Source organism: Chthoniobacterales bacterium, assembly GCA_035274845.1.
Classification (GTDB): Bacteria; Verrucomicrobiota; Verrucomicrobiia; order Chthoniobacterales; family UBA10450; genus AV80.
The window spans coordinates 70,587-88,492 of sequence record DATENU010000007.1 but is presented as its reverse complement, the minus strand read 5'-3'; the positions used below and the strand labels follow the sequence as shown (position 1 = coordinate 88,492).

At 59.7% G+C, this 17,906-nt stretch carries 18 protein-coding genes; 16 read left to right on the top strand and 2 right to left on the bottom strand.

The annotated features are described in order from the left end of the window. The first annotated feature begins 95 nt into the window (after positions 1 to 95). Positions 96 to 1,421, top strand: a complete 1,326-nt coding sequence (locus VJU77_02990) for a glutamate--tRNA ligase family protein (protein HKP02304.1) — start codon at positions 96 to 98, stop codon at positions 1,419 to 1,421. A gap of 213 nt (positions 1,422 to 1,634) precedes the next feature. Here VJU77_02990 and VJU77_02985 read toward each other — a convergent pair whose 3' ends face one another. After that, positions 1,635 to 3,323 (bottom strand): glutamine--tRNA ligase/YqeY domain fusion protein, encoded by a 1,689-nt coding sequence (locus VJU77_02985; protein ID HKP02303.1) that lies wholly within the window; start codon positions 3,321 to 3,323, stop codon positions 1,635 to 1,637. A 212-nt stretch (positions 3,324 to 3,535) separates the two neighbouring features. On the opposite strand from VJU77_02985, the gene aroE reads away from it, so the two are divergent. Beyond that, entirely contained in the window at positions 3,536 to 4,444 is a 909-nt protein-coding gene (aroE, locus tag VJU77_02980) for a shikimate dehydrogenase (GenBank protein HKP02302.1), read from the top strand. Positions 4,445 to 4,535: 91 nt separating this feature from the next. Here the strand turns inward: aroE and proC are convergent, their stop codons facing one another. Continuing rightward, on the bottom strand, positions 4,536 to 5,363 hold the full coding sequence (gene proC, locus VJU77_02975) for a pyrroline-5-carboxylate reductase (protein ID HKP02301.1): 828 nt from the start codon (positions 5,361 to 5,363) through the stop codon (positions 4,536 to 4,538). Positions 5,364 to 5,384: 21 nt separating this feature from the next. Between proC and nadA the strand changes: the two genes are divergently transcribed. The 14 genes from nadA (at position 5,385) to VJU77_02905 (ending at position 17,869) form a co-directional block, all read left to right on the top strand. Further along, positions 5,385 to 6,335 (top strand): quinolinate synthase NadA, encoded by a 951-nt coding sequence (nadA, locus tag VJU77_02970; protein ID HKP02300.1) that lies wholly within the window; start codon positions 5,385 to 5,387, stop codon positions 6,333 to 6,335. Between the two features lie 152 nt (positions 6,336 to 6,487). Continuing rightward, positions 6,488 to 7,711 carry a hypothetical protein gene (locus tag VJU77_02965; GenBank protein HKP02299.1) on the top strand — a complete coding sequence of 408 codons (1,224 nt, stop codon included), beginning with the start codon at positions 6,488 to 6,490 and terminating at the stop codon, positions 7,709 to 7,711. Further along, positions 7,708 to 8,751, top strand: a complete 1,044-nt coding sequence (locus VJU77_02960; GenBank protein HKP02298.1) for a membrane dipeptidase — start codon at positions 7,708 to 7,710, stop codon at positions 8,749 to 8,751. The genes VJU77_02965 and VJU77_02960 overlap by 4 nt, the downstream gene beginning before the upstream one ends. A 48-nt stretch (positions 8,752 to 8,799) precedes the next feature. Continuing rightward, on the top strand, positions 8,800 to 9,195 hold the full coding sequence (locus tag VJU77_02955) for a four helix bundle protein (protein ID HKP02297.1): 396 nt from the start codon (positions 8,800 to 8,802) through the stop codon (positions 9,193 to 9,195). Between the two features lie 33 nt (positions 9,196 to 9,228). Further along, positions 9,229 to 10,605 carry an MBL fold metallo-hydrolase gene (locus tag VJU77_02950; protein ID HKP02296.1) on the top strand — a complete coding sequence of 459 codons (1,377 nt, stop codon included), beginning with the start codon at positions 9,229 to 9,231 and terminating at the stop codon, positions 10,603 to 10,605. A 67-nt stretch (positions 10,606 to 10,672) separates the two neighbouring features. Then, on the top strand, positions 10,673 to 11,440 hold the full coding sequence (gene xth / locus VJU77_02945) for an exodeoxyribonuclease III (GenBank protein HKP02295.1): 768 nt from the start codon (positions 10,673 to 10,675) through the stop codon (positions 11,438 to 11,440). Between the two features lie 232 nt (positions 11,441 to 11,672). Beyond that, the gene (locus VJU77_02940; GenBank protein HKP02294.1) at positions 11,673 to 13,682 is read left to right on the top strand and encodes a lipase maturation factor family protein; all 2,010 of its coding nucleotides are present in this window, start codon (positions 11,673 to 11,675) and stop codon (positions 13,680 to 13,682) included. A gap of 78 nt (positions 13,683 to 13,760) precedes the next feature. Continuing rightward, positions 13,761 to 14,303, top strand: coding sequence for a L,D-transpeptidase family protein (locus tag VJU77_02935; GenBank protein ID HKP02293.1), 543 nt, complete (start codon positions 13,761 to 13,763; stop codon positions 14,301 to 14,303). 252 nt (positions 14,304 to 14,555) lie between these two features. Continuing rightward, positions 14,556 to 14,774, top strand: coding sequence for a translation initiation factor IF-1 (gene infA / locus VJU77_02930; GenBank protein HKP02292.1), 219 nt, complete (start codon positions 14,556 to 14,558; stop codon positions 14,772 to 14,774). A 278-nt stretch (positions 14,775 to 15,052) separates the two neighbouring features. Next, on the top strand, positions 15,053 to 15,385 hold the full coding sequence (locus VJU77_02925; GenBank protein ID HKP02291.1) for a hypothetical protein: 333 nt from the start codon (positions 15,053 to 15,055) through the stop codon (positions 15,383 to 15,385). A gap of 12 nt (positions 15,386 to 15,397) precedes the next feature. Next, positions 15,398 to 15,829 carry a phage holin family protein gene (locus VJU77_02920; GenBank protein ID HKP02290.1) on the top strand — a complete coding sequence of 144 codons (432 nt, stop codon included), beginning with the start codon at positions 15,398 to 15,400 and terminating at the stop codon, positions 15,827 to 15,829. Next, on the top strand, positions 15,787 to 16,194 hold the full coding sequence (locus tag VJU77_02915) for a hypothetical protein (protein HKP02289.1): 408 nt from the start codon (positions 15,787 to 15,789) through the stop codon (positions 16,192 to 16,194). The genes VJU77_02920 and VJU77_02915 overlap by 43 nt, the downstream gene beginning before the upstream one ends. A gap of 164 nt (positions 16,195 to 16,358) precedes the next feature. Then, entirely contained in the window at positions 16,359 to 17,456 is a 1,098-nt protein-coding gene (locus VJU77_02910; GenBank protein ID HKP02288.1) for a PilT/PilU family type 4a pilus ATPase, read from the top strand. 14 nt (positions 17,457 to 17,470) lie between these two features. After that, a complete protein-coding gene (locus tag VJU77_02905; protein ID HKP02287.1) occupies positions 17,471 to 17,869 on the top strand; it encodes a GxxExxY protein in 399 nt (132 codons plus the stop codon). Positions 17,870 to 17,906 lie beyond the last annotated feature (37 nt).

Sequence of the window (17,906 nt, the reverse complement as noted above, 5' to 3'; positions counted from 1 at the left end):
GAATGGAGTGTTGGAGTAATGGAGTAATGGAGTAATGGAGTAGCGCGACGAAACGAAATGACACCACTCCAATACTCCCGCACTCCATTACTCCAATGACCTCGCCAATTCGCGTCCGCTTCGCCCCATCGCCTACCGGCTATTTGCATATCGGCGGAGCGCGCACCGCGCTCTTCAACTGGCTGCACGCGAAACATACCGGCGGCGCTCTCGTGTTGCGAATCGAAGACACTGATCGGGCGCGGAACACGGAGGAAGCCGCCCGCGCCATTTACGACGGGTTGCGGTGGCTCGGCCTCGACTGGGATGAAGGCCCGGAAGTCGGCGGGAATTTCGGGCCGTATTTTCAAAGTCAGCGCGAGGAGATTTATCAGAGTTATCTCGAAAAGCTGCGCGGGGCGGGCCGGGTATATGACGACGGGGGCTCGGTCCGGTTTCGTTTTATTCGAGAGAAGGTGGTTGTCGACGACACCATTTGCGGTCGCGTCGAGTTCGACCTTTCGGACGCGGAAACGAACCCGGACATGACCATTCGCCGTCCGGACGGCTCGTGGATTTTTCATTTCGTCAACGTTGTGGACGACATCGAGATGAAAATTTCCGATGTGATCCGCGGCGAGGACCATCTTTCCAATACGCCGAAGCACATCCAGCTCTATCGCGCGCTCCAGGCGCCACTGCCGCGCTTCGCCCACATCCCGCTCATCCTGAATCTGGACGGTTCGAAGATGAGCAAGCGCGACCAGGGGGCGAGCCTCATCACTTATATCGAGAACGGTTACCTGCCGGAAGCAGTGCGCAATTTTCTTTGCCTGCTCGGCTGGTCACCGAAGGACGATCGAGAAAAGCTCGATCTCGGCGAGGTGGTCCAGTTGTTCGATCTGGCGAAGGTCCACCACAAGAACGCGGCGTTCGACCTCGAGAAATGCACCTGGCTCAACGGCGAATATCTGCGCGAGCTAAGCGACGAACGATTTCGCGAAATGGGACAACAGGCTCTCGAACGGGCCGGGTTCGATCTCTCACAATTTGCGCCCGACTACGTCCGCGCCGCGCTCGATACCTGCAAAGGCAAGTTTCGCATCTTCAATGAGCTGCCGGCTTACGGCGGTTTTTATTTCCGGGACGAATTCGAATACAACCCGGAAGGCGCGGCGAAACATTTCGTGCCGGAAAACAAGCCGCGGCTGGAAGCGGTCCGCGGCGCATTTGCCAGCCTGGAAGTTTTCGACGCCGCCAACCTGGAAACGACACTCAAAGCGACCGCCGCAAATCTTGGCCTGAAAGTCGGCGCGCTGGTTCATCCGACGCGTTTGGCCGTCACGGGCAGTAATGCCGGGCCGAGCCTTTACCATCTTTTGGAGATTCTCGGGAAAGAGAAGGTGCTCGCCCGGATCGATCGCGCGCTTGGCACGTTCTAACGCCGAGGTGCGACGTCATTGTTGTAGCGACGGCGCTATGTCGCCGTAAGCTCGCTTCTCCGTCAGCCAACGCTTGCTACGCCGACACAGCGGCGTCGCTACAATGATGGTGGATCGAGCGCTACGCCGCTCGATCAGTGCGGCGTCGCTGTGAAATTCGGCGTTCGAAAAATGATTCGCGTCACTCATCGCGCGACGTAGCGCGCGATCCACCTACGGCGCCCGTCCGCCCGCTTTCGCCCAGGTATCTTTCAGCGGGATGGTCCGATTGAAGACCAGCGCGCCTGGCTTGGAATCGGGATCGAGCGCGAAATAACCGAGCCGCTCGAACTGGTAGCGCGCGTTGGGATCGGCATCGGCTAACGACGGCTCGCACTTGGCCCGGACCGTTTCGAGCGAGCTTGGATTAATGAACGATTTGAAATCGCCGCCGTCGGCGTCCGGCTCTGGAACCGTGAAGAGCCGATCGTAGAGCCGCACCTCGGCTTCGACGGCGTCCGCCGCACTGACCCAGTGGATCGTTCCTTTCACCTTCCGGTTTGAGGTGGCGCCGCCCGATTTGCTTTCGAGATCCGCGGTGCAACGCAGTTCCGTCACGCTTCCGGCCGCGTCCTTCACCACCTCATCGCACTTGATGATGTAGGCGTATTTGAGCCGCACTTCGCCGCCCGGTTTTAACCGAAAATATTTCGGCGGCGGCGTTTCCGTGAAATCGGCGCTGTCGATAAACAGCTCGCGGCCAAACGGGATTTTCCGGGTGCCACTATCCGGATTCTCCGGATTGTTGACCGCGTCGAGCTGCTCGGTTTTTCCCTCCGGATAATTTGTTAGCACGACCTTGATCGGCTTCAGCACGCCGAGGCGGCGTTCCGCGGTGCGGTTGAATTCCTCGCGGACGGCATGTTCGAGCAAGGCCATCTCGTTCAAGCTCGGGTATTTCGTGATCCCGATGTTGTAGGCGAAGGCGCGAATGGCGCTCGCCGTCACTCCCCGCCGGCGAAAACCGGAAATAGTGATCATGCGCGGATCGTCCCAGCCATTGACCAAACCTTCTTTGACGAGCTGGATGAGCTTGCGCTTGCTCATCACGGTGTAAGTGAGGTTCAGGCGCGCGAACTCGATCTGGCGCGGGCGCGGCGCGGGGAGCTCGAGAGATTCAAGAATCCATTCGTAAAGCGGGCGATGCACTTCGAACTCGAGGGTGCAGAGCGAATGGGTAATGCCTTCAAGGTAATCGCTCAGGGTGTGGGCCCAGTCATACATCGGATAAATGCACCATTTGTTGCCGGTGTGATGATGCTCGGCGTGACGGATGCGGTAGAGCACCGGGTCGCGTAGCCAGACGTTCGGCGCCTGCATGTCGATCTTCGCCCGCAGGGTCTTCGCGCCGTCCGGGAATTCGCCGGCCTTCATTCGCGCGAGCAAATCGAGATTCTCCTCGACCGGTCGATCGCGGAAGGGACTTTCCCTCCCAAGGCGGCGGTATTCATCGGTTTGATCCGCCGGCATCTCATCGACGTAAGCCTTTCCCTTGCGGACGAGCTCGACGGCGTAGTCGTAGTGCTGGTCGAAATAGTCGGAGGTGTAGAGCGGCGCGCCGCCGAGGTTTTTGTCGGCCCAGCCGTCGATTAACCAATGGACGTCCGCCATGATGGAATCGACGTATTCCGTTTCTTCCTTCGTCGGATTGGTGTCGTCCATCCGGATGTTGCAGACGCCGTTGAATTCGTGCGCGACGCCGAAGTTGAGACAGATCGATTTGGCGTGCCCGATGTGGAGATAGCCATTCGGCTCGGGCGGAAAACGGGTGCAAATCTGGGCGTGCTTCCCCGCCTTCAAATCCTCAATCACGATGTCGCGGATAAAATCGGAAGGTGTTGGATCCTCGTTGGGCGTGGTCATTTTCCTGCGCGACGGTAGCAGAGGAAGGTAACGACCGGCAAACCCAAGGAGCGGCGATTTGAAATCGCCGATTTTTCTGCTGTAGCGACGGCGCTCTGTCGCCGTACGAACATGCCGCCTGGAACCTCAGGGAAGTACGCCGACCGAGCGGCGTCACTACAAAAACCGGCGGTTTCAAACCGCCGCTCCTTGAAGCATTATCCCGTCATACGGTGAAGGACATCTTTACGCTGGCCGATCTGCAAGGCGTCTCTTTTAAGAAGGCGAAGCCTCCGGTCCGCCTCGGCGTTTTCGGCCAACCGGTGGCGCACTCGCTTTCGCCGCAAATGCAGAACGCGGCCTTGAAGGAAGCCGACCTCGCGATGCAATACGCTCGCTTCGAGATCGCGCCGGACGAACTTAAGCCAGCGCTCGAGTTGCTGCCGCAACTGGATTTCGCCGGCGTGAACCTGACGGTGCCGCACAAGGTTGCGGCGGTGGCGTTGGTTCACGAATTGGACGAGGCGGCGCGTGAGATCGGCGCCATCAACACGATCAAAGTCGAGGCAGGGAAGCTACGCGGCTTCAATACCGACGGACGGGGGTTCGCCCAGGCGATTCGGGAAGAGTTCGCGGTCGATCTGCGCGATTTGCGGATTCTTCTCCTCGGGGCAGGGGGAGCCGCGAGGGCGATCGCGTGGCAATGTGCCAGGGAAAATTGCGAGCGATTGGTGGTGGCGAATCGCGATGCCGGAAAAGGTGGCGCGCTGGTCGAGGAGTTGCGCCCGTTCTTTGCCGGGCCGCGAGTGCTCGGGCCGGTCGCGCGACTCCAGTCGGTCGCGCTCGACGAGGCGGCGTTGCGTTTTCAGATCGCGAATACGGATCTGGTGGTGAACGCGACGCCGCTTGGTCTTAATCGAAACGATTCCTTGCCGATACCGGCCCGATTGCTCGAGCCGCATTTAATGGTCTACGACACCGTCTACTCGGGCCGCCCGACGGCTTTTGTCACCGGCGCAATCGAGTCCGGTGCGCGTGGGGCCAACGGGCTCTCGATGTTGCTGCACCAGGGCGCGCTCGCCTTCGAGATTTGGTTCGACCGGCCGGCGCCAATCGAAGCGATGCGGAAGGCGCTGAGATAGCTTTTCTGTAACCGTTTCTTCTGTAGCCGCTTCGCTGTGCGAAGCGTCGGCATAAAGGCTCGATGCGTCGCCCACAGGGCGACGGCTACAGCTACTGATTCTCCTTCGCCATTTCGGCGCCCCGCCTGGTGGCAGCTTCGACTGCTGCGATCAAACCATCCGCGGTTTTGTGTTCCTCCATCGCGGCGAGGCCAGCGGCTGTCGTCCCGCCGGGGGTGACGACCATCTTCCGCAAATCTTCAGGCGACATTTTCGTTTCGCTCGCGAGCTGCCCGGCGCCGAAAACCGTCTGGGCGGCGAGAGCCAGGGCTGCTTCCCAGCTCAGTCCCATCTTTTCTCCGCCCCGCGCGAGCGCTTCGATAACGGTGTAAACAAAAGCGGGCCCGCTTCCCGAGAGCGCGGTCACCGCATCGATCTGGCCTTCGGCGATTTCGACGACGGCACCGATGGCCCCGAAGATTTCACGAACGGAGGAAAGCTCACTGTTGGTCGTTCGGCTGCCCCGGGCCAGCGCGGTGGCGGCGCGGCAGATGGCCGAAGGCGTATTGGTCATCGCCCGAATGAAGTGAGCGGCGGCTACCTTCTCCATGCTCGCCAGCCGCACCCCTGCCGCGAACGAAACGACCAGCTTGCGTTCCAGGATCGGCGCCAATTCCTTCAGAATCGGCAGCACCACCGCCGGCTTCACGCCGACGAAGATCACGTCGCTTTTTTCCGCGACCTCGGCGTTCTCCGCCGTCCCGGAAATGCCCAACTCATGCTCGAGGATCCGCCGCGTGTCTTCATTCGGTTCGCTGACGAGGATCGATCCCGGCGCGCAATATCGGGCCCGGACCAGTCCGCGAATGACCGAGCCGGCCAGCTTGCCGCCGCCAATAAAACCAAGTCGATACGCCGCGGCGGAGGTTTGAGAATCCATAGGTTGGCCGCATATTAAGCAATGGTAGCCGCCGGTGTAAATTTCGGTCTCGACCTCGTGGAAGAAATCCAGGAGCTGAAGCGGGAGCGAAACGCCGTGATCCTGGCGCACAATTACCAGGTCCCAGAGCTCCAGGACATTGCCGATTACGTCGGAGATTCGTTAGGCCTGAGTTTCCAGGCGGCGCAAACGAGCGCGGACGTCATTCTCTTTTGCGGCGTCCATTTCATGGCCGAGACCGCCAAGATCCTCAACCCGAACAAGAAAGTCCTGCTTCCCGATCTCGACGCCGGCTGTTCGCTCTCCGTATCGTGTCCGCCGGAGAAACTGAAGGCGTTCCTCGAGGCGCACCCAGAGAAGAACTACTACGTTATCGCCTACATCAATTGCAGCGCCGGCGTGAAGGCGCTTTCCGACGTGATCTGCACCAGTGGCAACGCCGAGAAAATCGTCCGCGCTGCGCCGGCCGATCGCAATATTCTCTTCGTTCCCGACCAAAATCTCGGCGCATGGGTAATGGAGCGCACCGGGCGCAAAATGGACCTCTGGCAGGGCAACTGTTATGTCCACGTGGAATTCACCGCTCGCAGCATCAACAAGATTCGGGAGACCTACCCCAACGCGCCCGTGGTCGCCCATCCGGAGTGCACCTACGCGGTGCGTTTGCTGGCCGACGAAGTTTGCTCGACCGAAAAGATGATCGGTTTTTGCCGAAACTCGCCCGCGCGCGAAATCATCGTTGTCACAGAAGCGGGAATGTTGCATCGCTTGAAAAAGGAAGTGCCCGGCAAGCTTTTCATTCCCGGGCCGACGGAAAACTGCTTCTGCGGCGAGTGCCGGTTTATGAAAATGAACACGCTGGAGAAAGCGCACGCCGCCCTTCGGGATATGCAGCCCGAGATCATTCTCCCGGAGTCTCTGCGCAAACGGGCGGAAGCGCCGATTCTGCGGATGCTCGAGCTGAGCAAGTAGAATCTGGAGACGGCTCGCCCTCAGGTTGGAGACGGCCTGCCATCAGGCCGTTGGGAGTAAGCGGTGCGTCACCCCCCCGGCACGATGGCGTGCCGGCTCCAGCGCACTTGTCACTTGTCACCTGTCACTTTCCCCGTTTCACTTCTGCCACAATGCCGCGAACTACTCTTTGGCTGATGCTGGTGGTTTTGCTGCTTGGAACTCTCTTTTTGCGCGAACCGCGACTCGCCCAAACAGAAGAATTTTTCCTGAGATGGCTTCTGAATAATTCGGATTCGCATGGGCCCGCGGCGCCTTTGACGGTGGTGGAGATCGGCGCCGACCCCGCCCTGCGTGATGCCAACGCTCCTGCGCTGGAATCAAGCGCTCTGACGCCCCTTGAGTTCGCGCTTTTCCTTCAGTCGGTTCTCTCCTTTCAGCCGACGGTGGTGGCGTTCGAAAATATTTTGAAATGGCGCGAAAGCGAGAAGGGGAACGAGCAAGTCTTTATCGACCAGGCGATGCGGGTGCCGCTCCTTCTTTTGGGCGCGGAATTGACCAAGAATCCCGATCCGGATGCGCCGGGCCCCGAGATTCAGGGGTTCACCCAGGTGAAAGGGAAGCGCGGCGACCTGGTGGAATATTCTGGGATTGGGCGGCAGCCGAACGAGGAGATCCGTCTCCTGGGCACGGCTGGTTTCACTAACCTTCCCGATGAAGTTGCGGACGACATCCACGTGCCGCTGCTCTTCCGCTATCGAGGCGAGGTCATTCCCTCTTTCGCTCTCGAAGCAATTCTGCTTTGGCTGCGCGTCACGCCGGCGGAGGTCACCATCGATCTCGATTCGCACATTTCCCTCCCGCAAGGTCGCAGGATTCCGATTCGTTCGGATGGAACTCTTTTGGTTTCACGGAATGCCATCAAGAAAGCTCGTCGCATGGCGTTGAGCGAATTGCTCGTGGCCGCGCAGCAGCGGGACGCCGGACCGAAAAAGGACGCGGAAACGGATTCGTTGCGCGACCGGATTGTCCTGGCCCGCACGCCCGCGAACCCGCTCGCGCCTCCGGACCTTTTCGCAGCCACGATCGCGACGATCCAGTCGAACGCCTATGTCCGTCGGGTTAGCTGGATTTTCGATTACGTCCTTCTTCTGGCGCTCGCTTTCGTGGTCGGTCAATTACGAAGTCGTTCCCGAATCGATCTGGTTTTGGTCGCGATCGCCTTTACGGCGGCCTATTGCCTGGTGTCTCTGGCCATTGTCTCGCGCTGGCTGATCTGGCTTCCGGGGGTGCTGCCCCTGGGCGCACTTTGGCTGCTGGTGCTCATCTCGATCCTCATTCCCCATCGTTCCCACGCTGCGCGCGACGTGATCGCAGTCTCTCCACCTACTCCGTGACCGACGCGAACGAAGGGATCGAAGAGCGGATTTCCCGCCTCCACCGCCACGGCGTGATCGACATGCATTTCGATCTGCCGATGGATTTGTATGACAAGCGCGGCCGCCAAAATGTGCTGGCAACGGATTTCCTCGATGACCTGGTCGCGGGCGACATCGGAGTGGCCGGCGTCGCGCTCTATCTTGAAGATCGCTACCTGCCTGAGATGGGATTGCGGATTGCCCTCGACCAAATCGCGCGGCTTTATCTCGAGGTGGATGCTTCGGGCCGGTTCGCGATTTGCCGAAGCCACGCGGAAATTCTACGGGCCCGCGAACAAAACAAGATTGCTCTCCTTCTTACGATGGAAGGTGTTGAGCCCCTCGGGGCCGATCTCGATCTCCTCCGGGTTTTTTACGAGCTCGGTTTGCGTTCGCTTTGCCTGACCCACGTCCGCCGGAACGCGGCCGGGGATGGCGGCCTGTTTGCCCCGACCGGTTCGCCGCGCGGCGGCCTCACGCCTTTCGGACGCGATGTGATTCGGGAATGCGAGCGGCTTGGAATCATCGTCGATCTCGCCCACATCAGCCCGGCCGGATTCGACGACATCATCGAGATGGCGACGCGGCCCGTGATCATCTCGCATACGAATGCGCGGAAATACTTCGACATCGAGCGGAACGTCACCGACGAGCAGATCAAGGCCGTCGGCGCGCGCGGCGGCGTTATCGGGGTCAACGCCGTCCTGGTGAGTCCGAAGAAGGAGGAAATCACCCTGGACCGCTACATCGATCACATTGAGCACATGCGCGATTTGATCGGCATCGACGGCGTCGCCATCGGGTTCGATTTTTTCGAATTCATCTATCGACAATGGTCGGAAGCGGAGCAGATCGCGTTTCAGGAGAAATTCACCTACGCCCATTTCGTTCCCGAGCTGGCAAAGCATTCCCACAGCCGCGCCCTGACCCGGCGGTTGATCGAGCGCGGATTCCAGGACGACGAAATCGAAAAGATCCTCTTCCGAAACTGGATGCGGGTGTTCGAGCAATGGCTCTGAAGCCGTCTCGCTCTTGCTCTTGCTCTTGCTCCCGCGCAATCTCATCGAATGCGCCCCTCATTCGATCACGAGAGACTTAAGGTTTATCAATCGGCCATAGTGTTTGTTACTTGGTCGACCGATCTGCTTGCTCAGGTAAGAGGGAAGGCGGCGGCGAAAGATCAACTCGACCGCGCCTCCACGAGCGTTCCGCTCAATATCGCCGAAGGAAATGGAAAATTTGCGATTCGGGATCGTTGCCGTTTTCTGGATATCGCGCGCGGGTCAGCGCTCGAATGCGCCGCGTGTCTCGATGTATTGGTGGCGAAGCGACTGATTCAGGCGGAAACGATCCGTTCTGGGAAGGAGCAGCTCCTGGAAATTGTCTCGATGTTGATTGGACTAACGAACAGTCTGATGGCTCGTGTTCAAGAAGACGGCGAGCGTTATGGGGAAGCAGAGTAAGAGCAAGAGGAAGAGCAAGAGGAAGAGCCGAAATTGAAGTTCACGAATCTCACGCGTCGCACCGAGATCGGCGCCAATAGCTATTACCTCGAGGCGGCCGGGCAGCGGCTCGTTCTCGACTGCGGGATGCATCCCAAAGAGGAAGGGGAAGCCGCCCTCCCGAACCTCTCCGTGCTGGGTGATCGGCCGCTCGATGGAATTATCATCTCGCACGCCCACCTCGACCACATCGGCACCCTCCCGGTTCTGATGCGGCGCCAGCCAGACGCGTGCATTTTCATGACGGAAGCGACCGCTGAAATCGGCAGCGCCCTGCTGCACAACTCGGTCAGCGTTATGATGCGGCAACGGGAGGAAATCGGCGTTGCGATCTATCCGCTCTTCACCCACAAGGAAACGGATCGCGCGACGGACCGGTGGCGCTGGTGCCCGCTGGGCCAGCCGTTCACGCTCGCGGGGGAGCGGGCGAAGCCGCACGAAGAAGGCACGCTCACCGTCGAATTCGTGGACGCGGGTCATGTCCTTGGCGCAGCCGGAGTGATTCTGCGCGCGGAAGGCCGCACTATTTTTTACAGCGGCGATGTGAACTTCGACGACCAGACGATCACAAAGGGCGCGGTCTTTCCCGAATCGGGCGTCGATGTGTTGATCATCGAAACGACGCGCGGCGACAGCCCGCTTCCGGAAGGGTTCACGCGCGCCGGCGAAGAGCGGCGGCTGGCGGAAGCCATTCAACGGGCGTTCAGCCGGGGCGGCTGCATTCTTATGCCGGTGTTTGCCTTGGGCAAAACGCAGGAAGCGCTCGGAATGATTCACAACTTTCGGCGGGAGAAATTGCTCGGGGATTTCCCGGTCTACATCGGCGGGCTGAGCGTGAAGATGACGGAGATCTACGATCGCCGCGCCATGACCACTCGCCGGCTGCTGCCTCGTTTGCAATTGATGGAGCAAGTCGATCCTTTTATCTTGAACGGCCAGACCATTCACGACGCCACCGCCCGTCCCGGGCATCTCTACGCTCTTTCCAGTGGCATGATGACGCCCAAAACGCTCTCCAATATTTTCGCGCGGCGCGTCCTCGAAAATCCGAAAGCCTCGATTTTCTTTGTTGGGTTCGCCGACCCCGAATCGCCGGCTGGCGTCCTCAAGGCGGCCCGGCCCGGAGACATGGTGTCGCTTGATCCGGACGAGCCCGCGCAGCCGTTACGTTGCCAGATCGAGCAATTCCAATTCAGTGCGCACGCGTCACGCGAATCGATTGTCAGTTATGTAAAAAAACTCGCGCCGAAGAAAATCGTGCTCGTGCATGGCGACGTGCCCGCGGTGGAATGGACCCGGGCGCAGCTGGCCGCGGAGTTGCCGGGCTCGGAAGTCATTGTGCCAGCGCCGGGGGTGGAGTTGGAATTGTAGCTGTAGCGGCGGTCTCTGACCGCCGGGGTGTGAAGATTTCGGCGGTCAGAGACCGCCGCTACAAGAGATGAGAATCGTATCCTGGAATATCAATTCGCTGCGCCGCCGCCAGGAACGCTTCCTCGGCTGGCTCGCGGCCACTCAGCCGGACGTCGTCTGTCTCCAGGAGACGAAGTGCACCGATGATCAGTTCCCGGTGCTCGACCTGAGAGCCGCGGGTTATCATTCCGCATTTCACGGGCAGAAATCGTACAACGGCGTCGCTATCGTTTCGAAGGCTGAGCCGGAGGAAGTGCGCGCGTCGCTTTGCGACGAAGAAGACGACCCGCAGGCGCGCGTTATCGCAGCCACCATCGGAAAGGTGCGCGTCTATTCCGTTTACGCGCCGAACGGGCAGGCGGTGGGGTCGCCGGCGTACGATTACAAGCTGAAGTGGTACGGGCGGCTGCGGAATTGCCTGGAAGGTGAGAAGCGAGACGGGCCGCTGGTCGTCTGCGGCGATTTCAACGTGGCGCCGCAGGACGAGGATGTTTACGACCCTGCGCTGTGGCGAGGCGCGATCATGTGCTCGGAGGGTGAGCGCCGCGCCTTTGACGAGCTGTGCAAGATCGGATTGGTCGATACCCTTCGGCTTCATCATCGGGAGCCGGGCTTATTCACCTGGTGGGATTATCGGATGCTGGCGTTCCCAAAGAACCGCGGACTGCGGATCGACGCGGTCCTGGCGAGCCGAACGGTGGCGGACAAGTGCAGCGGAGCCGGGATCGATCGGGAGATGCGCAAGGGCAAGGAACCCAGCGATCACGCCCCGATCTGGGCTGAGTTTGATTTGTGACCAAGGAGGGGCGCTTTCCAAACCGCCCTCTGATCTGTAGCGGCGGTGTCTCACCGCCGAGCATTGGAGCCGGCGCGCCATCGCGCCGGCGGAGGAGCGCGCGGCCCGGGAATACAACCGGCCGTGACAACCGTTCGATCGACGGTCTGAGACCGCCGCTACAGCGCGACGGCGCGCCCGCTCCAATAAGCGCGGAGTGGACGTTCCCCAAGGTAAGTCGCAACATCTATTAATGGCGCAAACGAACCGCGTGCCCAATCCGCCCTCGAAGCCGCTTGTTATCTTCGATGGCGACTGCCGGTTCTGCCGGCGCTGGATCGAGCGTTGGCGCGATATGACCGGGGGCGCGGTCGAGTACGCGCCTTACCAGGAAGCTGCGACCCGGTTTCCGGAAATCCCGCGTGAGAACTTCGAGGCAGCGCTTCATTTCGTTGACCGGGACGGAACCGTCTATCGCGGCGCGGAAGCCGTGTTCCGCTCGTTAGGTACGGCTCGCGCAGGACGGGCTTTGCTCTGGTGCCACGAGCACCTGCCAGGTTTTGCACCCGTCACCGAAGCGGCCTACGGCTTCGTGGCGCGCAATCGCCGGATCGCGTCGTTCTTCACCCGGATGCTTTGGGGCAACGAGGTCCGTCGTCCCAACTACTTCGGCGCGCGCGACCTTTTCGTGCGCTCGCTCGGCGCGATCTATTTTATCGCTTTCGTTTCGCTTTGGTTCCAGGTCGACGGCCTGATCGGCGAGAACGGCATCTCGCCGGTCGGTCCGTATCTCGCCAGGATTCGAGAACAGTTTGGCAGCGACGCTTTCCTCGCGCTCCCCACGCTCTGCTGGTTCAATTCCAGCACCGGCTTTCTCCATTTTCTTTGCGCGGCCGGTGCAATCATTTCGGTTCTGTTAATGGTGGGGCTGGCGCCAGTCCTTTCGCTCGGGCTGCTTTTCGTTCTCTATCTCTCGCTCACCATCGCGGGCCAAACATTCCTGAGCTTCCAATGGGACATCCTTCTTCTGGAAACCGGGTTTCTTGCGCTCTTCTTTGCTCCAATGGTTTGGCGGATGCGGCGCGGCAATGAAGCGCCGCTGTCGCGCGTCGGATTGTTTCTGCTCAAGCTGCTTCTCTTCAAGCTCATGCTGATGTCCGGGGTGGTAAAACTGACCAGCGGCGACGACTCGTGGTGGAACCTGACCGCCCTCGATTACCATTACTGGACGCAGCCGTTGCCGACTGTCCTCGGCTGGTGGTTCGATCAGCATCCCGAATGGTTCAAAAAATTCTCGGTCGCGTTTTGCCTCATCATTGAAATCGCCGCGCCGTTTTTCATTTGGGCGCCGCGGCGTTTCCGCCATATCGCTGGAATTCTCCTGATCGGGCTCCAAATCGCGATCGCGGCGACGGGCAATTATTGCTTCTTCAATCTGCTGACGATCGCGCTCTGCCTGCTGCTCTTTGAGGATTCGTTTGGTAGGGACGCCGCGCGGCGGCGTCCGCCCGAGGCCAGGAATGACGCGCGCGTCGACGGACGCCGCAGCGCGGCGTCCCTACCAGGGTTGATCGTGCTGCTCATCACGCTTCCGGTTAACGCCATGTTCATCTTTTCCGCGTTTAGACCCGAAGTCCGCTGGCCGCGGCCGATCGCGACACTCGCCGGCTATCTCGAATCGTTCCATGTCGTGAGTGGCTACGGCCTGTTCCGCGTCATGACCAAAACGCGGCCGGAAATCATCATTGAAGGAAGCGTGGATGGAATCGAGTGGCTTTCATACGAGTTCAAATGGAAGCCGGGGCGCCTCGACCAGGCCCCGCGGTGGGGTCGCGCCGCACCAGCCGCGCCTCGACTGGCAAATGTGGTTCGCCGCGCTCGGGACCTACCGGCACAATCCCTGGTTCGTCAGCCTCCTGGAACGACTGCTTCGCTCGTCTCCGGACGTCACCAGTTTGTTCGCCCAAAATCCCTTTCCGAAGGGTCCGCCCCGTTATGTTCGCGCCAGGATTTACGATTATCGTTTCACAACCTGGCCCGAACATCGAGCCAACGGCGCGTATTGGAAACGCGAGGAGCGCGGAGAATATCTGCCGGCAATTTCGCTCGACGACTTCCAAGGCAGATAATCACCAGGCCCAACCGCGACGCGTGCCGGTCGCCGGAGGCGGAGTCGACTCGCCCGCCACGGGGGTGTGATTCTCCATCGAGGTCGACAATGGGTCGTCCGACGCACAGCCGGCAAGAAGGAGGCACACGATGAAGATCAGGAAACAACGAAGCATCTGTGCAACAATCATCGGCAATATCCGCCTCTCAAGTTAGGAGCACCGCTAAAAACATGGCAAATCGACTCGCTCAATTCTGTGCGCTCAGCGCGATCGCGGCGGCATTGACCGGCTGCGGAACCGTCAACACCGTCACCGACCTCGTCACGTCACACATCCCGGAGCGCCATTCCGGGCGCGCTTCCATCGTCGTCGATCTGGGCGAACAAGAGGCGTATCTTTATCGAGGCAAACACCGCACCGCCTCCTCCCGAATTTCGAGCGGGCGCGAAGGTCATCGTACTCCTGTGGGCAGGTTCAGCGTGATCCGGAAAGACATCGATCATCGTTCGAGTCTCTACGGCAACTATGTGGACAACTCCGGCCGGGTAGTGAAGGCAAACGTCGACAGCCGGAAAGACAGCAAGCCGCCGCACTCCCATTTCGTCGGGGCCGCGATGCCGTTCTTCGTCGAGTTCTCGCCTGGCTACGGGTTGCACCAGGGCTATCTGCCCGGCGTTCCCGCTTCGCACGGCTGTATCCGGATGCCGTACTGGAAGGCCCGCCAGTTCTACGAAGCCGCCCACGTCGGGACGGCGGTAACCGTGAGACCGTAGAAGGTGAAACGTGGCGTCCGCTGCCACTTGAAGAATTGAACCGCGGATTACGCGGATGGCACGGATGGGGAAGGGTAGGGATGGCGCGCTGCGCCGTCCGTTTCTGAGTAGCCGCGGTTCAAAACCAAGGAGCGGCGCTCTCCGCAGCGCACCGTCCCTACCAATTCCCGATCCGAGTTATCCGAGTCATCCGCGGTTCAATTTCAGTGATCTGTAAGTTGAGAAGAACGTCATTCCTGCCTATGATCCGTCGTGCCGAAAGAGGAACAGATCGTGACAGAAGGAACGGTGACGCAGGTGCTGCCGGGAACCATGTTCCGGGTCGAATTGCCGGGGAACCGCAACGTTCTCGCCCATATCTCGGGCAAAATGCGGAAGCATTTCATCCGAATCGTCCCGGGCGATAAGGTGGAAGTGGAACTTTCCCCTTACGATCTGACCAAGGCGCGGATCATCTTCAGGGAAAAATAAGGAACAGTGACGAGTGACATGTGACGAGTGACATGTTGATCGGATCGGAGATCGACCGCGGATTTCGCGGATTACTCGGATGAGAAAGAAATTCTCCTCCGATCTGATCCTTATCCGTTAAATCCGCGTAATCCGCGGTTGAATTTGTTCCCAAACTGGCGGGAAATAGACGCAATCAAATCGCGAGTTTCGTTTTAGTTGAAGAGGACTATCATTAGCGCATGCGTGCGGTGAAAAAGACGCAGCGAAAGACGAAGAAAAAGAAGCAGGACACTAAAATGGCTGAAGAAAACAAAACTACGACCCAAGGCGACAGCGGGTTCATCCCGCCCGCCGCGCAAAACAAATTCGAAAGCAGCAAAACCCATGTGCGCAGAGCCGCGGACGATCTCCGTTCGGCGGCCGGCGCTGTGGCCGAGGACCTGAAGTCGGCCGCCGGGGCAATGGCGGGGGAGTACCGCGACAAAGCCGAGCAAGTCTGGGATGACGCGCGGGAACGCGCCCGGACACTGCAGGAAGATGGCGAGCAATATATCCGTGAAAATCCCACCAAGGCGGTCTTTACCGCGCTCGGGATCGGGTTTGTTCTCGGGTTGATTTTCCGCCGCTAACGGTTGGGCCGCATGGCTGGCGAAACGATGCGGTTCCGCAATCCCGCGGGACACGCCGGCTTGCTCCATAGTCTGGTCTCGCTGGTCAATTCCCTGGTGGGATTCCTGGAGAGCCGGATCGCGCTCTTCGCGAAGGAATCGAAGACGGCGCTGGTCCATGTGCTGGTCCTGGTGGGATGCCTGGCGGTGGCGGCGTTCCTGGTCGTTTTCGGCTACATCTTCCTGGTGGCCAGCGCGATCTTCGGAATAGCGCACGCCCTCCATATTTCGTGGGTGAAGATCAGCCTGATGGCGGCCGGGTTGCATTTCCTGCTCGCGTTCGTCTGTGTGATGGTCGCGCGCGGCCGGATGCACAAATCGATGTTTGAAATGACGGGAACGGAATTGAAGAAGGATCGCGAATGGCTCAAGAACCTGGACAAGAAAAATCGCTCCACGAATTAAGGCAGGAAGCTGCTCATTCGCGTGATCGGCTCGGGCGCGATCTCAGCGGGCTGCGGTATGAGCTCGATTTCCCGCTCAAGTTCCGGAAGTCGTTTCAACGCCAGACCGTTCTCTGGATTGGCGCCGCGATCGTCGTAGGCGTCGTCTTCGCCGTGATGCCAGCGCGAACCAAGAAGGTTCAGGTTAAGGGGCCAAGAGGGAAAAGCCGGGGAGAACAGCAGAAGGAAGGACTTCTCGGCGCGGGTCTGGCGCTGGGCGCGCTTCGGCTGCTCGCTACGGCCCTCAAGCCGACCATTACCGCATTCCTCGCGAAACAAGTGGGCAGTTATGCCGCACGCGCCAGCGGCGGGCCGCGGCGTTCGTAGAGTCAGGCTGGTATCAATTTGAACCGCGGATTACGCGGATGACACGGATGGGATGGGGGAATGGACATTTCTGTTTTGCATCCGCGTTATCCGCGTAATCCGCGGTGTATTAGATTTGGGTTTACGCAATCGTAGCCCCCAGCTAATGATCGTGGCGGCCCCCCATGACCGCCCCCACGGACACGCTCGGCACAAGTGCGCCCTGCTTTTCTCACGTTGACGATTTCCTTGCTCTCGGTCTCACCGCCGAAGCCTCGGATATTCATCTCGCGGTAAACTCTCCACCGGTCTGGCGGTTGCACGGCACGCTGCAACCGATCTCTTCCGACGCGGCGAAGCTCACTGCCCGGGAAATCGCCGCGCTCGCGGAGCCATTGCTCAGCAAGGTGCAAAAGGCTCGCCTCCAGGAGCAAGGCGACGCGGACTTTGCTTACGCCAACAGTTTTGGGCGCTTTCGAACCAGTGTCGTCCGGCAGCGGCTCGGCCTGGATCTCGTCTTTCGGGTCATCAATTCACAGGTGCGAACGATGGACGAGCTTGGGCTTCCGTCAGCTCTGAAATTGCTGACGCGCTATCAGAACGGCCTCATCCTCGTGACGGGCTCCGTGGGCAGCGGGAAATCGACGACGCTCGCCGCGCTGGTCGAACAGGTGAACCTGGAGCGCCGCGAACACATCATTACCGTCGAGGATCCAATCGAATACATTTTCGAACCGAAAGGTTGTCACATCACGCAACGGGAAGTGCCGACTCACTCCCGCTCTTTCCACGCGGCTTTGCGGGGAGCGTTGCGCGAAGATCCCGATGTGATCGTTATTGGTGAAATGCGCGATCTGGAAACGATCTCCCTCGCCATTACCGCCGCCGAAACGGGTCACCTAGTCCTAGGGACTTTGCACACCGGCAATGCTGCCCGGACCCTCGACCGGCTGCTCGATGTTTTTCCGGTAGAACAACAAGACCAGGTTCGAATGATGGTGAGCGAATCGTTGCGCGGGATCATCAGTCAGCAGTTGGTCCCCCGCGCCGACGGCCAGGGACGAGTAGTCGCCCTGGAGATTCTGACCAACACGCCGGCCGTAGCGAATGTAATTCGCGAAGCCAAGACCTACCTGTTGCCCGGCATTATTCAGACCGGGAAGAAACAGGGAATGCGGTTGATGGATGACGCGCTGGCCGCGCTCCGCGATCAGGGGACGATCACGGAGGAGGAAGCCGGGGCACGGATGGAACAGAAGGAGAACCGCGGATTACGCGGATGACACGGATGGGGAAGATGATTCACGAGCAATTGAGTGGCGCGATCATCGGAATCGCGATGGAGGTTCTTAACGAGCTCAAGCCGGGGCTCGACGAATCCTTATACGAACGCGCGCTAGCGATCGAGTTGCGTCGACGTGGCCATGTGGTCGCTGTTCAACAATCCTTTCCGGTTTTCTATCAAGCTGAATTAATCGGCAACCTCATCCCTGATTTGATTGTCGATCGCGTAGTGATCGTCGACCCAAAGGTGGTCAGTGCGTCTAGCGAGACACACATCGCCCAAATGATCGGCTATCTGAACATCACCGGTCTTGAACTCGCGTTGCTCCTAAACTTCAAGAACACAAAACTGGATTGGAAACGTGTCGTTCGTCAGAAACCCGAGCCTAACCTCCCTGACTTTCATTCCTGAATCCCATCCGTGTCATCCGTGTAATCCGTGTAATCCG